Annotated in this window: 12 protein-coding genes and 2 pseudogenes; 11 read left to right on the forward strand and 3 right to left on the reverse strand. The window is 64.6% G+C overall.

Annotated features, from left to right (window positions below; genetic code table 11):
• The first annotated feature begins 52 nt into the window (after positions 1-52).
• From FY036_RS08810 to rpe, 11 genes and pseudogenes are all read left to right on the forward strand, one after another.
• Positions 53-946: a carbohydrate ABC transporter permease gene (locus FY036_RS08810; RefSeq protein ID WP_148914347.1), complete on the forward strand. Its 894-nt coding sequence runs from the start codon at positions 53-55 to the stop codon at positions 944-946.
• A 1-nt stretch (position 947) separates the two neighbouring features.
• Positions 948-1,877: a carbohydrate ABC transporter permease gene (locus FY036_RS08815; protein ID WP_235897604.1), complete on the forward strand. Its 930-nt coding sequence runs from the start codon at positions 948-950 to the stop codon at positions 1,875-1,877.
• 23 nt (positions 1,878-1,900) lie between these two features.
• Positions 1,901-2,986: an ABC transporter ATP-binding protein gene (locus tag FY036_RS08820; protein WP_148914349.1), complete on the forward strand. Its 1,086-nt coding sequence runs from the start codon at positions 1,901-1,903 to the stop codon at positions 2,984-2,986.
• 26 nt (positions 2,987-3,012) lie between these two features.
• The gene (locus tag FY036_RS08825; protein ID WP_148914350.1) at positions 3,013-3,759 is read left to right on the forward strand and encodes a sugar phosphate isomerase/epimerase family protein; all 747 of its coding nucleotides are present in this window, start codon (positions 3,013-3,015) and stop codon (positions 3,757-3,759) included.
• Between the two features lie 200 nt (positions 3,760-3,959).
• Entirely contained in the window at positions 3,960-5,102 is a 1,143-nt protein-coding gene (locus FY036_RS08830; RefSeq protein ID WP_148914351.1) for a Gfo/Idh/MocA family protein, read from the forward strand.
• Between the two features lie 51 nt (positions 5,103-5,153).
• Entirely contained in the window at positions 5,154-6,212 is a 1,059-nt protein-coding gene (mgrA, locus tag FY036_RS08835; protein WP_148914352.1) for an L-glyceraldehyde 3-phosphate reductase, read from the forward strand.
• Between the two features lie 42 nt (positions 6,213-6,254).
• Positions 6,255-7,182, forward strand: a pseudogene (locus FY036_RS24270) (glycoside hydrolase family 43 protein); the annotation flags it as partial.
• 86 nt (positions 7,183-7,268) lie between these two features.
• Positions 7,269-7,892 (forward strand): annotated as a pseudogene (locus FY036_RS24275) (beta-xylosidase family glycoside hydrolase); the annotation flags it as partial.
• Entirely contained in the window at positions 7,889-8,716 is an 828-nt protein-coding gene (locus tag FY036_RS08845; RefSeq protein WP_148914353.1) for a TolB family protein, read from the forward strand. The pseudogene FY036_RS24275 and the gene FY036_RS08845, both read left to right, overlap by 4 nt.
• Positions 8,717-8,741: 25 nt before the next feature.
• Positions 8,742-9,800, forward strand: a complete 1,059-nt coding sequence (locus FY036_RS08850) for a sugar phosphate isomerase/epimerase family protein (protein ID WP_148914354.1) — start codon at positions 8,742-8,744, stop codon at positions 9,798-9,800.
• Positions 9,801-9,870: 70 nt separating this feature from the next.
• Positions 9,871-10,554: a ribulose-phosphate 3-epimerase gene (rpe, locus tag FY036_RS08855; protein ID WP_201744724.1), complete on the forward strand. Its 684-nt coding sequence runs from the start codon at positions 9,871-9,873 to the stop codon at positions 10,552-10,554.
• Positions 10,555-10,564: 10 nt separating this feature from the next.
• Here rpe and FY036_RS08860 read toward each other — a convergent pair whose 3' ends face one another.
• The 3 genes from FY036_RS08860 to polA all read right to left on the reverse strand — a co-directional run bounded on the left by FY036_RS08860 (position 10,565) and on the right by polA (position 15,954).
• Positions 10,565-12,004, reverse strand: a complete 1,440-nt coding sequence (locus FY036_RS08860) for a methyl-accepting chemotaxis protein (RefSeq protein ID WP_148914356.1) — start codon at positions 12,002-12,004, stop codon at positions 10,565-10,567.
• A gap of 373 nt (positions 12,005-12,377) precedes the next feature.
• On the reverse strand, positions 12,378-13,007 hold the full coding sequence (locus FY036_RS08865) for a LysE family translocator (RefSeq protein ID WP_148914357.1): 630 nt from the start codon (positions 13,005-13,007) through the stop codon (positions 12,378-12,380).
• Position 13,008: 1 nt separating this feature from the next.
• A complete protein-coding gene (gene polA, locus FY036_RS08870; protein ID WP_148914358.1) occupies positions 13,009-15,954 on the reverse strand; it encodes a DNA polymerase I in 2,946 nt (981 codons plus the stop codon).
• Positions 15,955-16,129: the final 175 nt, after the last annotated feature.

Here is a 16,129-nt window from a genome sequence, read left to right on the forward strand (position 1 = left end):
CTGGAAGGCGGGGTGCCGGCTCTTTGACTTTCCCGCGATGGAGTGAACCGGCATGGAAGAGGCTCGCCGCCCCAACCAGCTGTTCAGGAACCTGAACGCAAAGTTCGCCGCCATACCGATGGTGCTCACCGCCCTGGTGGTCTTCGTCGGCGGCACGATCTGGACGATCGTCTATTCCTTCACCGACTCGAGGCTTCTGCCGCGGGAAAACTTCGTGGGGCTCGCGCAGTACGAGCGGCTGTGGAGTTCGAGCAAGTGGCTGATTTCGATCCAGAACCTGTTCATCTACGGCGTCTGCCTGCTGATCTTCTCGCTGGTCATCGGCTTCATCCTGGCGGCGCTCCTTGATCAGAAGATCCGTTTCGAAAACACCTTCCGCACCATCTTCCTCTACCCGTTCGCATTGTCTTTCATTGTAACCGGCCTCGTCTGGCAGTGGATACTCAACCCGCAATTCGGCATCGAGGGCGTGGTGCGCTCATGGGGCTGGACGAGTTTCTCCTTCGATCCGCTCTACAATGCCGACATCGTCATCTACGGCATCCTCATTGCCGCCGTGTGGCAGAGCACCGGCCTGATCATGTGCCTCATGCTGGCCGGCCTGCGCGGCATTGACGAGGACATCTGGAAGGCCGCGCGCGTCGACGGCATCCCGATGTGGAAGACCTATCTCTTTATCGTCATTCCGATGATGCGGCCCGTCTTCATCACGACGCTGGTCATCATCGCTTCCGGCATCGTGCGTGTTTACGACCTTGTCGTGGCCCAGACGGGCGGCGGCCCGGGCATCGCGTCGGAAGTGCCGGCCAAATACGTCTACGACGCGATGTTCCTGTCGCAGAATCTGGGCCAGGGCTTCGCCGGCTCCACGATGATGCTGCTGTCGGTCCTCATCGTGCTCATCCCGTGGGCTTATCTCGAATTCGGAGGCAAGAAGCGTGGCTGAGCTGACCCTGAATTACGCGCAAGGCGACGCCGCCACCCGTGCCGACGCTCTCGCCGGCCCGGCCGGGCCCAAGCCCCGGCGTGCCTTGTCGCGCCGCAACATCTTCATCTATGGCACGCTCATCGTCGTCTCGATGTACTACCTCTTGCCTCTCTACGTGATGATCGTCACGTCGCTCAAGGGCATGCCCGAGATCCGCATGGGCAACATTTTCTCCCCGCCGGTCGAGATCACGTTCGAGCCCTGGGTCAAGGCCTGGGCACAGGCGTGCACTGGCCTCAACTGCGAGGGGCTTTCGCGCGGCTTCTGGAATTCGGTGCGCATCACGGTGCCGTCCGTCGTCCTGTCCATCGCGATCGCCTCGATCAACGGCTACGCCCTTGCCAACTGGCGCTTCAAGGGCGCCGACATCTTCTTCACCATCCTCATCTTCGGCGCCTTCATTCCCTATCAGGTGATGCTCTACCCGATCGTCATCCTGCTGCGCGAAATGGGCCTGTATGGCGGCCTCTACGGCCTCATCCTGGTTCACTCCATCTTCGGCATGCCGATCCTGACGCTGCTGTTCCGCAACTACTTCACCTCGCTGCCCGAAGAGCTGTTCAAGGCGGCGCGCGTCGATGGCGCGGGTTTCTGGGGCATCTACTTCAAGATCATGCTGCCGATGTCGCTGCCCATTTTCGTGGTGGCCATCATCCTGCAGGTCACCGGCATCTGGAACGACTTCCTGTTTGGCGTCGTCTACACGCGGCCCGACTACTACCCGATGACGGTTCAGCTCAACAACATCGTCAATTCGGTGCAGGGGGTGAAGGAATACAACGTCAACATGGCCGCCACCCTGCTCACCGGTCTGGTGCCGCTGGTCGTCTATTTCGTTTCCGGCAAGCTGTTCGTTCGCGGCATCGCGGCCGGCGCGGTCAAGGGTTGAAGAATATGGCTGTGGGAGGAAGCATGCCCAGTGTGGTGGTCCGCGACGTGTCGCTCAATTTCGGCTCGGTCGAGGTGTTGAAGAGCCTCAACCTGGAGGTCGGCCGGGGCGAATTCCTCGTCCTTCTCGGCCCGTCCGGTTGCGGCAAGTCCACGCTGCTCAACTGCATCGCCGGCCTGCTCGACGTGTCGCAGGGGCAGATCTTCATCAACGAGCGCAACGTCACCTGGGACGAGCCCAAGGACCGCGGCATCGGCATGGTCTTCCAGTCCTACGCGCTCTATCCCCAGATGACGGTCGAGGGCAACCTCTCCTTCGGCCTCAAGAACGCCCGCCTGCCGAAGGACGAGATCGCCACCCGCATCGCGCGCGCGGCCGAAATCCTGCAGATCGAGCCGCTGCTGAAGCGAAAGCCTCTGGCGCTGTCCGGCGGCCAGCGCCAGCGCGTCGCCATCGGCCGGGCGCTGGTGCGCGACGTCGACGTGTTCCTGTTCGACGAGCCGCTGTCCAATCTCGACGCCAAGCTGCGTTCCGAGCTGCGCGTCGAGATCAAGCGCCTGCACCAGAAGCTCGAGAACACGATGATCTACGTCACCCACGACCAGATCGAGGCGATGACGCTGGCCGACCGCATCGCGGTCATGCGCGGCGGCATTATCCAGCAGCTCGATACGCCGCAGGCGATCTATTCGCGCCCCGTCAACCGCTTCGTCGCCGGCTTCATCGGCTCCCCCGGCATGAATTTCATCGAGGGTGAAGTGGTCGGCGGTGCCGCCCCCGCCTTCGACGCCGGCGGCATCAAGGTGCCGCTGGACCGCTACGAGTTCGGCGATGGCGGCGCGCGCGGCGGCAAGGCCGTCTTCGGCGTGCGGCCCGAGCATGTGGCGCTCGGCGATGCCGCTGCCGCCATGCCCTGCCAGTACGATGTCGAGGTGGAGATCGTCGAGCCGATGGGCTCCGATACGCTGGTCTGGGGCAAGTTCGCCGGCCAGAACCTCAGCTTCCGGGTCGAGACCGAACGCGCGGTTTCCGTGGGCGACCGCGTGCGGATCGGCTTCGACCCCGGCCGCGCTTCCCTGTTCGACGCCGACGGCGGCGAGCGCATCTGAAACTGACCCGAACGACGGATACTGCAATGAACTGGTCTTTCCAACTTTACTCCGCGCGCAAGTTCCAGCCGTGGGAAAACGTGTTCAAGACGGTCGCCGCTGCCGGCTATACGCAGGTGGAAGGCTTCGGCGGCATCTACGAAGACCCGTCGGCGCTGCGCGCGCAGCTCGACGCCAACGGCCTGTCCATGCCGACCGGGCATTTCTCGCTCGACATGCTGGAGAACGATTTTGCCACCGCGCGGCGCATCGCCGAAACGCTGGGCATCGGCACGCTGATCTGTCCGCACATCGCGGCCGAATTTCGTCCCACCGACGAGGCGGGCTGGCGCTCCTTTGCCGCCCGGCTCGCCGCCGTTCACGAGAACTGCCGCAAGGCCGGCCTGCGCTTTGCGTGGCACAACCACGATTTCGAGTTCGTGCCCTGCAAGGACGGCTCCGTGCCGCAGCGTGTCATCCTCGATGCCGCGCCAGAGATCGGCTGGGAGATCGACGTCGCCTGGGTGGTGCGCGGCGGGGCAGACCCGCTGGCATGGATCGGCGACTACGCCTCGCGCATCGTAGCCGCCCATGTGAAGGACATCGCTCCGACCGGCGTTGCCGAGGACGAGGACGGCTGGGCCGATGTCGGCCACGGCACGATGGACTGGCCCGGCATCATGAAGGCGCTGCGCGAGAAGACGCCCGCCCGCGTGTTCGTGATGGAGCACGACAATCCCAACGATGTCGGCCGCTTCGCGCGCCGCTCCATCGAAGCAGCCAGAAACCTGTAGGGGCACGGCTGGAACATGAAAGTCGCGGCGGCCTCATACCCCCATCCCTTAAGGGGAAGGACGTCGCCGGCGGCTCAGAATCCCCCTCCCCGTTGAGGGGAGGGGTAAGGGGTGGGGTGCCTCAGGCGACCGCCCCGCCGAAAAATCAGGGGGATCGACGGTGCGGTCCGGCAAGAACTCATTTCTAGGAGCATCATAAAATGGCGAGGAAACTCGGAGTCGGCGTGATCGGCTGCGGAAACATCTCGGCGGCCTATTTCAAGCTCGCGCCCCTTTTCAAGGGCGTGGAGATGCGTGCCTGCGCTGACCTTGACCCGAAGGCGGCGGAGGCCCGCGCCAAGGAATTCGGCGTCCGTGCGGAAACCGTGGAAGGGCTGCTTGCGGCCAACGACATCGACATCGTCGTCAACCTCACGACTCCTGCTGCGCATTACGAGGTTTCCCGGGCGATCCTCGACGCGGGCAAGCACGTTTATTCGGAAAAGCCGTTCGTCCTGTCGGTTAAGGAGGGGCAGGATCTGGCGAAGCGCGCCGCGAAGAAGGGGCTGCGCGTCGGCTCGGCGCCCGACACGTTCCTGGGCGGCGCCCATCAGCTCGTGCGCAATCTGATCGACACGGGCAAGGTCGGGCGCGTCACCAGCGGCACCTGCTACGTGATGAGCCACGGCATGGAGCACTGGCACCCCAACCCGGATTTCTTCTTTGCGCCGGGCGGCGGGCCGATCCTCGACCTCGGGCCCTACTACATTTCCAATCTGGTGCAACTCATCGGTCCCGTGACGCGCGTCGCAGCCCTTGCGAGCATCCCTGCGAAGGAGCGCACGATCACGTCCAAGCCGCGCTTCGGCCAGAAGATACCGGTCACGACGCCCACCACGATCCATGCGCTGCTCGAATTCGCCAACGGCGCGACGATCACCTTCAACGCAAGCTGGGACGTGTGGAAGCACGGCCATGCGCCCATCGAGCTCTACGGCGAGGAAGGCACCATCTTCGTGCCCGATCCCAATTTCTTCGGCGGCGACGTGATGTTCACCAACCGGGCCGACCCAGTGAAGAAGCTGCCGAAGTGGCAGCACGCCTTCTCCGTGCCCAACCAGCAGCATGCGCAGGGAATGATGGCCAATTACCGCGCGTCTGGCCTTGCCGACATGGCTTTGGGCATCCTGGAAGACCGGCCGCATCGCTGCTCGCTGGAGTTTTCGCTGCATGTCATCGACGTGATGACCGGCATTCTCAAGTCCGGCGAGACGGGCAAGTTCGTGGCGATGCAGACGACCTGCGAGCGCCCCGCCGCGCTTTCGCCGGCGGATGCCAAGGCTATGCTGGCGAAGAAGAAATAGTTACGAAAGGGCCGGCGCCTGTGCGCCGGCCCTCTCGTGAAAGGAACAGACATGACCTGGCAGCCAGCTGACACCCGCTACGATTCGATGATCTACAACCGCTGCGGCCGGTCGGGACTGAAGCTGCCTGCCATCTCGCTCGGTCTCTGGCACAATTTCGGCGGCGATACCCCCCACGAGACAAAGCGTGCCATCTGCCGCAAGGCTTTCGACCTCGGCATCACTCACTTCGACCTCGCAAACAATTACGGCCCGCCTCCGGGCTCCGCCGAAGTCGCCTTCGGCGAGATGCTGCGCGCCGACTTTGCCGGCTATCGCGACGAGATGATCATCTCGACCAAGGCCGGCTACAACATGTGGCCCGGTCCCTACGGCGAGTGGGGCAGCCGCAAATACGTACTCGCCTCGCTCGACCAGAGCCTCAAGCGCATGGGGCTCGACTATGTCGACATCTTCTATTCGCATCGCTTCGATCCCGAGACCCCGCTCGAAGAGACCATGATGGCGCTCGACCACGCGGTGCGGTCCGGCAAGGCGCTCTATGTCGGCCTGTCGTCCTACAACTCCAAGCGAACCCGTGAGGCCGTGGCGATCCTCAGGCAGCTCGGCACCCCGTGCCTCATCCACCAGCCCAGCTATTCGATGATCAACCGCTGGGTGGAGGAGGACGGTCTTCTCGACACGCTGGACGATCTCGGCATCGGCTCCATCGTGTTCTCGCCGCTCGCGCAGGGCATGCTCACCGACAAATATCTCGGCGGCGTGCCGGACGATGCCCGCGCCGCCCAGGGCAAGTCGCTGCGTCCGGAATTTCTCAACGAGCGCAACCTCGCCAACATTCGCGGCCTCAACGAGATTGCGAAAAAGCGCGGCCAGACGCTGGCCCAGATGGCGCTGGCGTGGGTGCTGCGCGCCCAGAAGTCCGGCGGCCGCGTCACCACGGCGCTCATCGGCGCCAGTCGGCCGGGTCAGGTCGAGGACTGCGTCGGCGCACTCGCCAACCTCGATTTCTCGCAAGCCGAACTCACCGAGATCGACACCTTCGCCCGCGACGCCGACATCAATCTCTGGGCGGCCTCGTCGGAGCGCAAGGGACCTCAGAGGAAGTAGGCGCGCATGCCGGGAGAGGGGAGAGCGATGAGAAACGCACCGATGATCCGCAATCCGATCCTGCCGGGATTCAACCCCGATCCTTCGATCTGGAGGGTGGGCGATGACTATTACGTCGCCACCTCCACCTTCGAGTGGTACCCCGGCGTGCAGATCCACCACTCGAAAGACCTCGTGAACTGGCGGCTGGTATGCCGCCCGCTCGATCGCGCGACCCAGCTCGACATGCGCGGCAACCCGGATTCCGGCGGCATCTGGGCGCCGTGCCTGTCGTTTGCCGACGGGCTGTTCTGGCTGGTCTATACCGATGTGAAGCGGCTCGACGGCGCGTTCAAGGATGCGCACAACTACATCGTCACCGCGCCTTCCATCGAAGGCCCGTGGTCCGACCCGGTCTACGTCAATTCGTCGGGCTTCGACCCGTCGCTCTTCCACGACGATGACGGCCGCAAATGGTTCCTCAACATGCTGTGGAACCATGTCTCGTCGGGCGTCGGCGGCCAGCCGAAGCACCCGTCCTTCGCAGGCATCCTGCTGCAGGAATGGGACCCGAAGACGAAGACTCTGACGGGCGAGGCACGCAACATCTTCGCCGGCAGCCCGCATGGGCTTGTCGAAGGGCCGCATCTCTTCAAGCGCGGCGGCTGGTACTATCTCACGACCGCGGAGGGCGGCACCGGCTACGACCATGCCGTGACGATGGCACGGTCGCGCACCATCGACGGCCCCTACGAGATGCACCCGCTGACCCATCTCATCACCTCCAAGGACGCTCCCGACGCGACCCTCCAGCGCGCCGGGCACGGCCAGATGGTGGAGACGCCGCAGGGCGAGGTCTATCACACGCACCTGACGTCTCGCCCGCTGCCCGGCCTGCGGCGTTCTCCGCTCGGCCGTGAGACGGCGATCCAGAAATGCGTCTGGAAGGAGGATGGCTGGCTCTACCTGGAGCAGGGCGGACAGGTTCCGGCATCCGAGGTTACTCCACCCGAGGATACCTCAAATGCACTTGCTCCGGATGATACCCTCAACGACGCCTCTGAGACTACCAAACGGTACGATTTTGACGGTGGAACGCTCCCGCTGGACTTCCAGTGGCTGCGCACGCCGCATTGGGAACGACTGTTCTCGCTCTCCGACAGGCCCGGCTTCCTGCGGCTCTACGGGCGTGAATCCATCGGCAGCTGGTACGAGCAGGCGCTCGTCGCGCGCCGTCAGGAGGCGTTCGATTTTCGTGCCGAAACCGAAGTCGACTTCGCGCCCAAGTCGTTCCAGCAGGCCGCCGGTCTGACCCACTACTACAACCGCCACAAGTTTCATTTCGTTGCCGTAACGCATGACGCGCGGCTCGGCCGGGTGCTCACCGTGATGAGCTGCCCCGGCGACTGGCCGGACGGAAGGCTGGTTTTTCCGCTCGCAGATCCCATCGCCCTGCCACCCGAAGGGCCGGTCGGGCTCGCGGCCGAAGTGCGCGGAGCCGACCTCGTCTTCAGCTACTACGTCGACGGCGAATGGCGGCAGGCAGGCCCGGTTCTGGACGCCAGTGTAATCTCGGATGAAGGCGGGCGCGGCGAGCACGGTTCCTTCACCGGCGCGTTCGTCGGAATGGCCGCCTTCGACACCAGCGGTTCGGGCCTTTGCGCCGACTTCGACTGGTTCAGCTACAGGCGCGGTGGATGAAGAGCGAGATCGTCACCCACGACCTCGCGACCGGCAGCGAGCGGGTCGTTCTGGCCACCGACCAGCTGGTCGAGGCTCCGAACTGGTCGCCAGACGGAAAGTTCATTGTTTTCAACGGTGAAGGCCTCATCTGGCGGCTCGATCTGGCGGCGGGTGCACGGCCGGAACGCATCGACACCGGCTTCGCCACAGGCTGCAACAACGACCACGGCATCTCGCCCGACGGCACCACCCTCGTCATCTCCGACAAGACCGAAACCGGCCATTCCTGCATCTACACGCTGCCTATCGCAGGCGGCGCGCCGAAGCGGGTGACGCAAAACGTGCCTTCGTGGTGGCACGGCTGGTCGCCGGATGGAAAAACGCTGGCCTATGCTGCTGCCCGCGACGGCGTCATGGGCATCTACACCATCCCCGCCGCCGGCGGTGAGGAGACCTGCCTGATCGACGGCGGCGGACATTATGATGGGCCTGACTATACGCCTGACGGCGACTGGATCTGGTTCAATTCCGACCGGGGCGGCTCGATGCAGCTCTGGCGCGTGCGCCCCGACGGCTCCGGCATGGGCCGGATGAGCGACGACGACCGCGTCAACTGGTTTCCGCATCCCTCTCCTGATGGAGCCGCGGTGCTCTACCTGGCCTATGAGGCGGGCACCGAAGGCCATCCGCGCGACCGGGAGGTGGAACTGCGCCTGACGAACCCCGACGGCGGCGACATCCGCACCGCTGTCAGCCTCTTTGGCGGGCAGGGGTCGATCAACGTGCCCTGCTGGGCGCCCGACTCGACCGCCTTCGCCTATGTGCGCTATGCGCGACCATGAATCCCGGACACGAAAGGACCACCAGATGCCAACGACGATGAAGGGCCCGGCCATATTCCTGGCGCAGTTCGCGGGCGACGAAGCGCCTTTCAACACGCTGCCATCTATCGCGAAATGGGCCGCCGGCCACGGCTACAAAGGCATCCAGATCCCCAGCGGCGATGCCCGGCTGTTCGATCTGGAAAAGGCCGCGTCCTCTAGGGATTACTGCGACGAGATAACGGGGCTGTGCGCAGAAGCGGGCGTCGAGATCACCGAGCTCTCCACCCACATTCAGGGCCAGCTCGTCGCCGTCCACCCGGCCTATGACGCGCAGTTCGACGGCTTTGCGCCCGAGGCGGTACGCGGCAACCCGAAGGCGCGACAGGAGTGGGCGGTCGAGCAGATGAAGCTCGCGGCCAGGGCCTCGCGCAATCTCGGCCTGCCAGGCTCCGTTTCGTTCACCGGTGCGCTGGCCTTCCCCTATCTCTACCCATGGCCGCAACGGCCGGCCGGGCTGGTCGAAGAAGCGTTTAGCGAGCTTGGCCGCCGCTGGAAGCCGATCCTCGACGTCTATGAGGATGCGGGCTGCGATGTCGGGTTTGAAATCCATCCGGGCGAAGACGTGTTCGACGGCGCGACTTTCGAGATGTTCCTCGACGCGGTCGGCGGCCACAAGCGCTGCATGATAAACTACGATCCGTCGCACTTCGTGCTGCAGCAGCTCGACTATCTCGCCTTCATCGACATCTATCACGAGCGCATCTCCGCCTTCCACGTCAAGGACGCCGAGTTCAATCCGACGGGGCGGCAGGGGGTCTATTCCGGCTATCAGGGCTGGGTGGACCGCGCCGGCCGCTTCCGCTCGCTCGGCGACGGGCAGGTCGATTTCGGCGGCATCTTCTCCAAGCTGGCTCAGTACGGCTATGACCGCTGGGCGGTTCTGGAGTGGGAATGCTGCCTCAAGCACCCGGAAGACGGTGCGGCAGAAGGTGCGCCCTTCATCGACCACCACATCATCCGGGTGACGGAGAAGGCCTTCGACGATTTCGCCGGCTCCGGTACGGACCGCGCGGCGCTGCGAAAGATGATGGGCATAGGATAAGGCCGCCAGCCTCTCGACAATGGATGGCTGGCAGGCTAGGCGGGCGGCAGATCAACCGGAGCCGCCCGTCATGACCGGAACCATCATCGCACCGTCCGTTCTTTCGGCCGATTTCTCCCGCCTCGGCGACGAGGTGGAAGCGGTGGTTGCCGCCGGCGCGGACTGGATACACCTCGACGTGATGGATGGCCATTTCGTGCCCAACATCACCTTCGGCCCGCAGGTCATCAAGGCGATCCGCAACCGCACCGACAAGGTGTTCGATTGCCACCTGATGATCGCGCCGACCGATGCCTATCTGGCCGCCTTCGCCGACGCCGGATGCGACATCATCACGGTTCACGCCGAGGCAGGCCCGCATCTCGACCGCTCGCTTCAGGCGATCAAGGCGCTGGGCAAGAAGGCGGGCGTATCGCTCAACCCTTCGACGCCCGAAAACGTCATCGAATATGTACTCGACCGGCTCGACCTGGTGCTGCTGATGACGGTCAATCCCGGTTTCGGAGGCCAGGCGTTCATCCCCTCGGTGGTCGAGAAAGTGCGCCGCGTAAAGGCGCTGATCGGCGACCGGCCGATCGACATCGAGATCGACGGCGGGATCACGCCCGAGACGGCACCTCTGGTCACCGCCGCCGGCGCCAATGTGCTGGTGGCGGGATCGGCGGTGTTCAAGGGCGGGTCCAAGGAAGTCTACGCCAGGAACATCGGTGCGATCCGCAACGCAGCCGACATGGCCATCGGACGGATGGTGTAACGCCTGCGCACTAAACCCTGTAGCCGATCCGTAGCCCGCCCCAGTGGCGGCCTCGGACCGTGATCGGCGCGGACACGTCCTTCATCAGCACGAAATTGCCGCCGCCCATGTCGCGCCGATAGGTTTGCAGCAGGAAGGGGCGCGTGTTGCGGCCCGCACCGAGCCCGGTGCGATCCCCGAAGATGCGGTGGTTGCGGCAGTTGGCGGCGTTCCAGACTGGATCGTCGCTCTGCGGCCGCGAGTAGACGAGATTGTGCGTCGGCAGGTAGCCGTTGCGGTCCACCGCCGCGCAGAACACGATGCGCTCGTGCATGGCGAGAACCGGCTCCTGGATCGCGGGCAATTGCGCATCGGTAAACGCGGTGAAGCGCGTCAGCACCTGCTCGGGGTTGGAGCCCGGCACGGCGCGGTAGTCTTCATCGAAGAGATCGGAAAGGCTGAGGCGGCCGCTGTCGACCGCCGCCTCGAACAGCGCGGCGATCTCGCCCGCACGATGCTGGCAAATCTCGATCAGCGGGGTATCGGGGGTCTCTATGCCGGAGCTGGCGATGAAGAGGATGAAATCCTCCGAGATGTCCAGGATCGCCTGCGATCTCTTGCCGGCGGCGCCGAGCTTGGTATCGCTTTCCCGCGTCATGGCGACGATGGAGCGCAGATGGTCGCGTACGTCCTCGCTGGCGGCGATGTTGCGCTGTACGGGCTCGGCCATGCCGTCGATGCGGTCGGCGAGCTGCTCGACGGTGGCGACGAGAGACTGGATCGTGCGGGTGGATTCGCTGGCCCGTGCCGACGCTTCGATGGCGGCTTCGGCGGTCGCCGCGCTGTCCCTGGTCGACCGGTTCAGCTCCGTCAGCGTATCCTGAAGGGCGGCCAGGCTCGCCTCGTTCTGCTTGGCTGCGCTGCCGATCTGATCGGCCAGCGCCTTGACCGCGCTGCCGATGACGGCGAAGCCCTTGCCGGCGTCGCCCAGCCTCGCCGCCTCGATCGAGGCATTGAGCGCGACGAGCTGCGTTTCGCGCGCGATCTCGTTGATGGACGCGCTGGCGTTTCGCACCAGCTTGATCGTCTCCGTCACCTTCGCCAGCGATGCGGCGAAACCGATGACGCCCTGGCTCAGCGACTGCATGTTTTCGACCGCGCCTGCCAATGTGTGCGCCACCGTGTCGGCGCTGCTGGAAAGGATCGCGCGCGTCTGCCCGGCCGAGGCGCGGGCCTGCTCCATGGATGAGGCCAAGCTGGCATTGGCCGCATTGGTGGCGTCCGCCGAGCGCACGACGTTGCGCAACGTGTCGAGTTGGCGGCGGCCCAGGCCGCCCAGATCCTCTATGATGCCGACGATGTCAGCGATCTCGATGCCGAGACGGCTCGCGCGCTCGCCTATGGCCGCGATGTCGACATCATGGCCGGCTGCATCGTCGTTTGCCACGGCGCGAAGCTGCGCAAGGCTCATACGGATTCCTCCCCGCTCTCGCAAAAACCTGCCTGCTTCGCGTTACCTTTGTGTTAACCAAAACGCGTGGCGGGCGCGGATGGCGGGGCGATTAGACGAAAGTCTAGACCGAGATGAGGTCGGATTGAATCAGTTCTGTTTCTCCGATGGCGAGACGATCCGCTAGAAGGACGGCGAAGGCCGTATCTGGATACGGCCAAGTCCGTCCGACGACGCGGGCGCCCGCCAGCGGGAAACCCTTCGGGCCGGGTGCATTCGCGCCAATCCCTTCGGTCTTCGGATTTGGCCGTATCCCGATACGACCTGCACCGAAGCCCTTGATCTTGACCCGAATGCCCTCCGGCAGAACGATTCAATCCTACCTCATCTCGGTCTAGCGTGCGGTGGACCACGCGAACCAGAGCGCCACGCCCGCGAGCAGCGCTGAAAGGATGCGCCTGGCAATGCGCTCGCGCCGCGGGTCGGTCAGGAATGGTTCCAGCGCGCCGGCCAGGATTACGATGCCGGCGTGGATCGCTGTGGCGATGGTGACATAGACAAGCGTCAACGTCACGGTTTGCGCCAGCAGCGGCCGCGAGGCGTCGATGAAGGTGGGAAGTACCGCCACGTAAAAGACGGCGGCCTTCGGATTCAAAAGGTTGGTGACCAGCCCGCGAAAGAAATGGCGCGTCGTGGTTTCGCCCATCGTGGCCACCACGTCGCCATCGCCGCGCCAGCCGTCCCACGCAAGGTAGAGCAGGAAGAGTACGCCCGCCCAGCGCAGGATCTCGTAGGCCAGATGCGAGGCGGATACGAGTTGCGCGACGCCGAACGCCGCGGCCAACCCGATGATGGTGAGGCCGAGCGCGATGCCGGCCACCGTGGCGAAGCCGATGCGCCTGCCGCCCGATGCCGAAACAAGCGCCAGATAGGTCATGTTCGGCCCTGGCGTCAGCTCGATGATGGTCGCCGTCAGCGCGAAGGAAAGGAGTGTCGGCAGCGCGAGCGGAAGCGCCGCCTCCATCTCAGTGCGCCTCGTCCCAGTTGTGCGCCGCGCGGGCATCCACATGCAACGGAACCTTCATGGAAAGGGCCGGCATTGCAGCGTTCTCCATCACGTCGCGGATGACGGGGATGGCGCGCTCCACCTCGCCTTCCGGCGCTTCGAAGATGAGTTCGTCATGCACCTGCAACAGCATGCGCGTGTTCTCGAGGCCCGCTTTCTCCAGTGCGCCTTCCATGCGGACCATGGCGCGGCGGATGATGTCGGCCGCCGAACCCTGAATCGGCGCGTTGATGGAGGCGCGCTCGTTGAAGGCGCGGATCGACGGGTTGGGCGAGCGGATTTCGGGATAGTGCGCGCGCCTGCCGAAGATGGTTTCGACATAGCCGTTTTCGCGCGCGAAGGCCTTGGTCGCCTCCATGTAGTCGCGGATGCCGGGAAAGCGCTCGAAATACTTCTTGATATAGCTCCCGGCCTCCTCGCGAGGGATCGACAACTGGTTGGCCAGACCGAAGGCCGATATGCCGTAGATGATGCCGAAATTGATCGCCTTGGCGCGGCGGCGCACCTCGCCGGGCATGCCTTCGACGGGCACGGAGAACATCTCCGATGCTGTCATGGCGTGGATGTCCACGCCGTCGGCGAACGCCTGCCGCAGCTGCGGAATGTCGGCGACATGGGCAAGCACGCGCAGCTCGATCTGGCTGTAGTCTGCCGAGATCAGCAGGTTGCCCGGCTCGGCGATGAAGGCGGTTCTGATCTTGCGGCCTTCCGCCGTGCGCACGGGGATGTTCTGAAGGTTGGGCTCCGACGAGGAAAGCCGGCCGGTTGTGGTAGCGGCCAAGGCATAGCTGGTGTGAACGCGCTTGGTCTCGGGGTGGATATAACCCGGGAGCGCATCGGTATAGGTGGATTTGAGCTTGGTGAGCTGGCGCCAGTCGACGATCTTGCGCGGCAGCTCGTGACCCTCGGCGGCAAGATCCTCCAGAACTTGTGCGGAGGTGGACCACTGACCGGTCTTGGTCTTGGAGCCGCCGGGCAGGCCCATGCGCCCGAACAGGATGTCGCCCAGCTGCTTGGGCGATCCGATGGTGAAACGCTCGCCGGCGAGCTGGTAGATCTCGTCTTCCAGCGCGGCGGCACCCTGCGCGAGATCGCCGGAAAGCCGCGACAGGATTTGACGGTCTACCGAGATGCCGCGCTGCTCCATGCGGGCCAGAACCGGCACCAGCGGGCGCTCCAGCCGCTCATAGACGGAAACCAGCCCCTTCTCGACAAGACGCGGCTTGAGCACGCGCCACAACCGGAGCGTCACGTCGGCATCCTCGGCCGCGTAGGTGGTGGCCTTTTCGAGATCGACCAGATCGAAGGTGATGAGCGACTTGCCCGAGCCGCATACGTCCTTGAAGGCGATGGGGGTGTGGCCCAGCCAGCGTTCAGACAGTGCGTCCATCCCGTGCCCGCCGAACACGCCGGCGTCGAGCACATAGGAGATCAGCATCGTGTCGTCATAGGGCGCGACGTCGATGCCGTGCCGGTGCATCATAACGAGGTCGTATTTCAGGTTCTGCGCGATCTTCAGGACCGAGCGGTCCTCCATAAGCGGCTTCAGCGCCGCCAGCGCCTCGCGGGCGGGTATCTGGCCCTCGATCTGCCCGCCGCCGAGCAGGTCGCCTGCACCCGATTTGTGGATCAGCGGCACATAGGCCGCGCGGCCCGGACGGATGGCGAGCGAGAAGCCGCAAAGCTCCGCCTGCATCGGGTCGAGCGAGGTGGTCTCGGTGTCGAAGGCGACGACGCCTTCCTCGCGGGCTTCCTCGATCCATGCCCTGAGGGTCGCGATGTCGCGGATGCAGGTGTAGGCGGTGGTATCGACCTTGCCGGCGACGGCTTCGGCCAGGCGCGCGGCGGCCAGTGCGGCGGGCGTATTCTGCGCCTCGCGCGCTTCCGGCGTCGGGGCGACATCGCCGCTCGAAGCGGCCTCGGGGTCGGAAACGGGCGCTGCCGTCAGGTCCGGTCCGTGTGCGTCGGCGCCCCACTGCACGTCGACGTGGGCGGGCTCGATCTCGGCCGCTTCCGTGCCGGACGCCTCGGCCACGCGCCGTGTCAGCGTGGTGAACTCCATCGTCTTGAGGAAGGAGATGAGCTTCGGCCCGTTGGGCGGCTGCAGCACCAGCGTGTCGAGCGCGTCGACATCGGGCACATCGTTCATGAGCCGGACCAGCTCGCGCGACATCAGCGCCTTCTCGCGGTTCTCGATCAGCGTCTCGCGACGCTTGTTCTGCTTGATCTCGTCGGCGCGCGCGAGAAGCGTGTCGAGGTCGCCGAACTCCTCGAGAAGCTGCGCGGCGGTCTTCTGGCCGATGCCCGGCACGCCCGGAATGTTGTCGACCGAGTCACCCATCAGCGCCTGAAGGTCGATCATCTTTTCCGGCGGCACTCCCCATTTCTCGATGACTTCGGGGACCTTGATCTCCTTGTCCTTCATCGGATCGTACATGGAGACAGTCGGGCCGACGAGCTGCATCAGATCCTTGTCGGAGGAGATGATCGTGGTGTCGCCGCCGGCCTCATGGGCCAGCCGTGCATAGGTGGCGATGAGGTCGTCGGCCTCGAAGCCTTCCATCTCGATGCAGGGCAGGTCGAACGCCTTGGTCGCGTGCCGGATCAGACCGAACTGCGGGATGAGATCCTCGGGCGGCGCGGAGCGGTTCGCCTTGTACTCGGGATAGAGATCGTTGCGGAACGTATGCGACGAATAGTCGAAGATGACGGCGAAATGGGTGGGCGTGACGCCCACATCCGTGTCGCGCGCGTTCTGCATCAGCTTCCACAGCATGTTGCAGAAACCCGACACCGCGCCCACCGGCAGGCCGTCGGATTTGCGCGTCAGCGGCGGAAGCGCGTGGTAGGCGCGGAAGATGTAGCCCGAGCCGTCGACAAGGAAGAGATGATCGCCTTTTTTCATGGGCAAACGGGTAGCGCGGGCCACGTGCGGTGTCCATGGGAAACAGCCGATCGCGCGGCCGTTCCTGCCATGCCGGGCGTCATCTGAAAGCATCACGCGCATGTTACATAAGTGTAATGTTCGTGCCCTTGAATCGCCACGTTCAAAGACCCAAATGCGGGTCATCGGCAATTTT

The organism is Neoaquamicrobium microcysteis (assembly GCF_008180155.1).
Taxonomy (GTDB): Bacteria; Pseudomonadota; Alphaproteobacteria; order Rhizobiales; family Rhizobiaceae; genus Aerobium; species Aerobium microcysteis.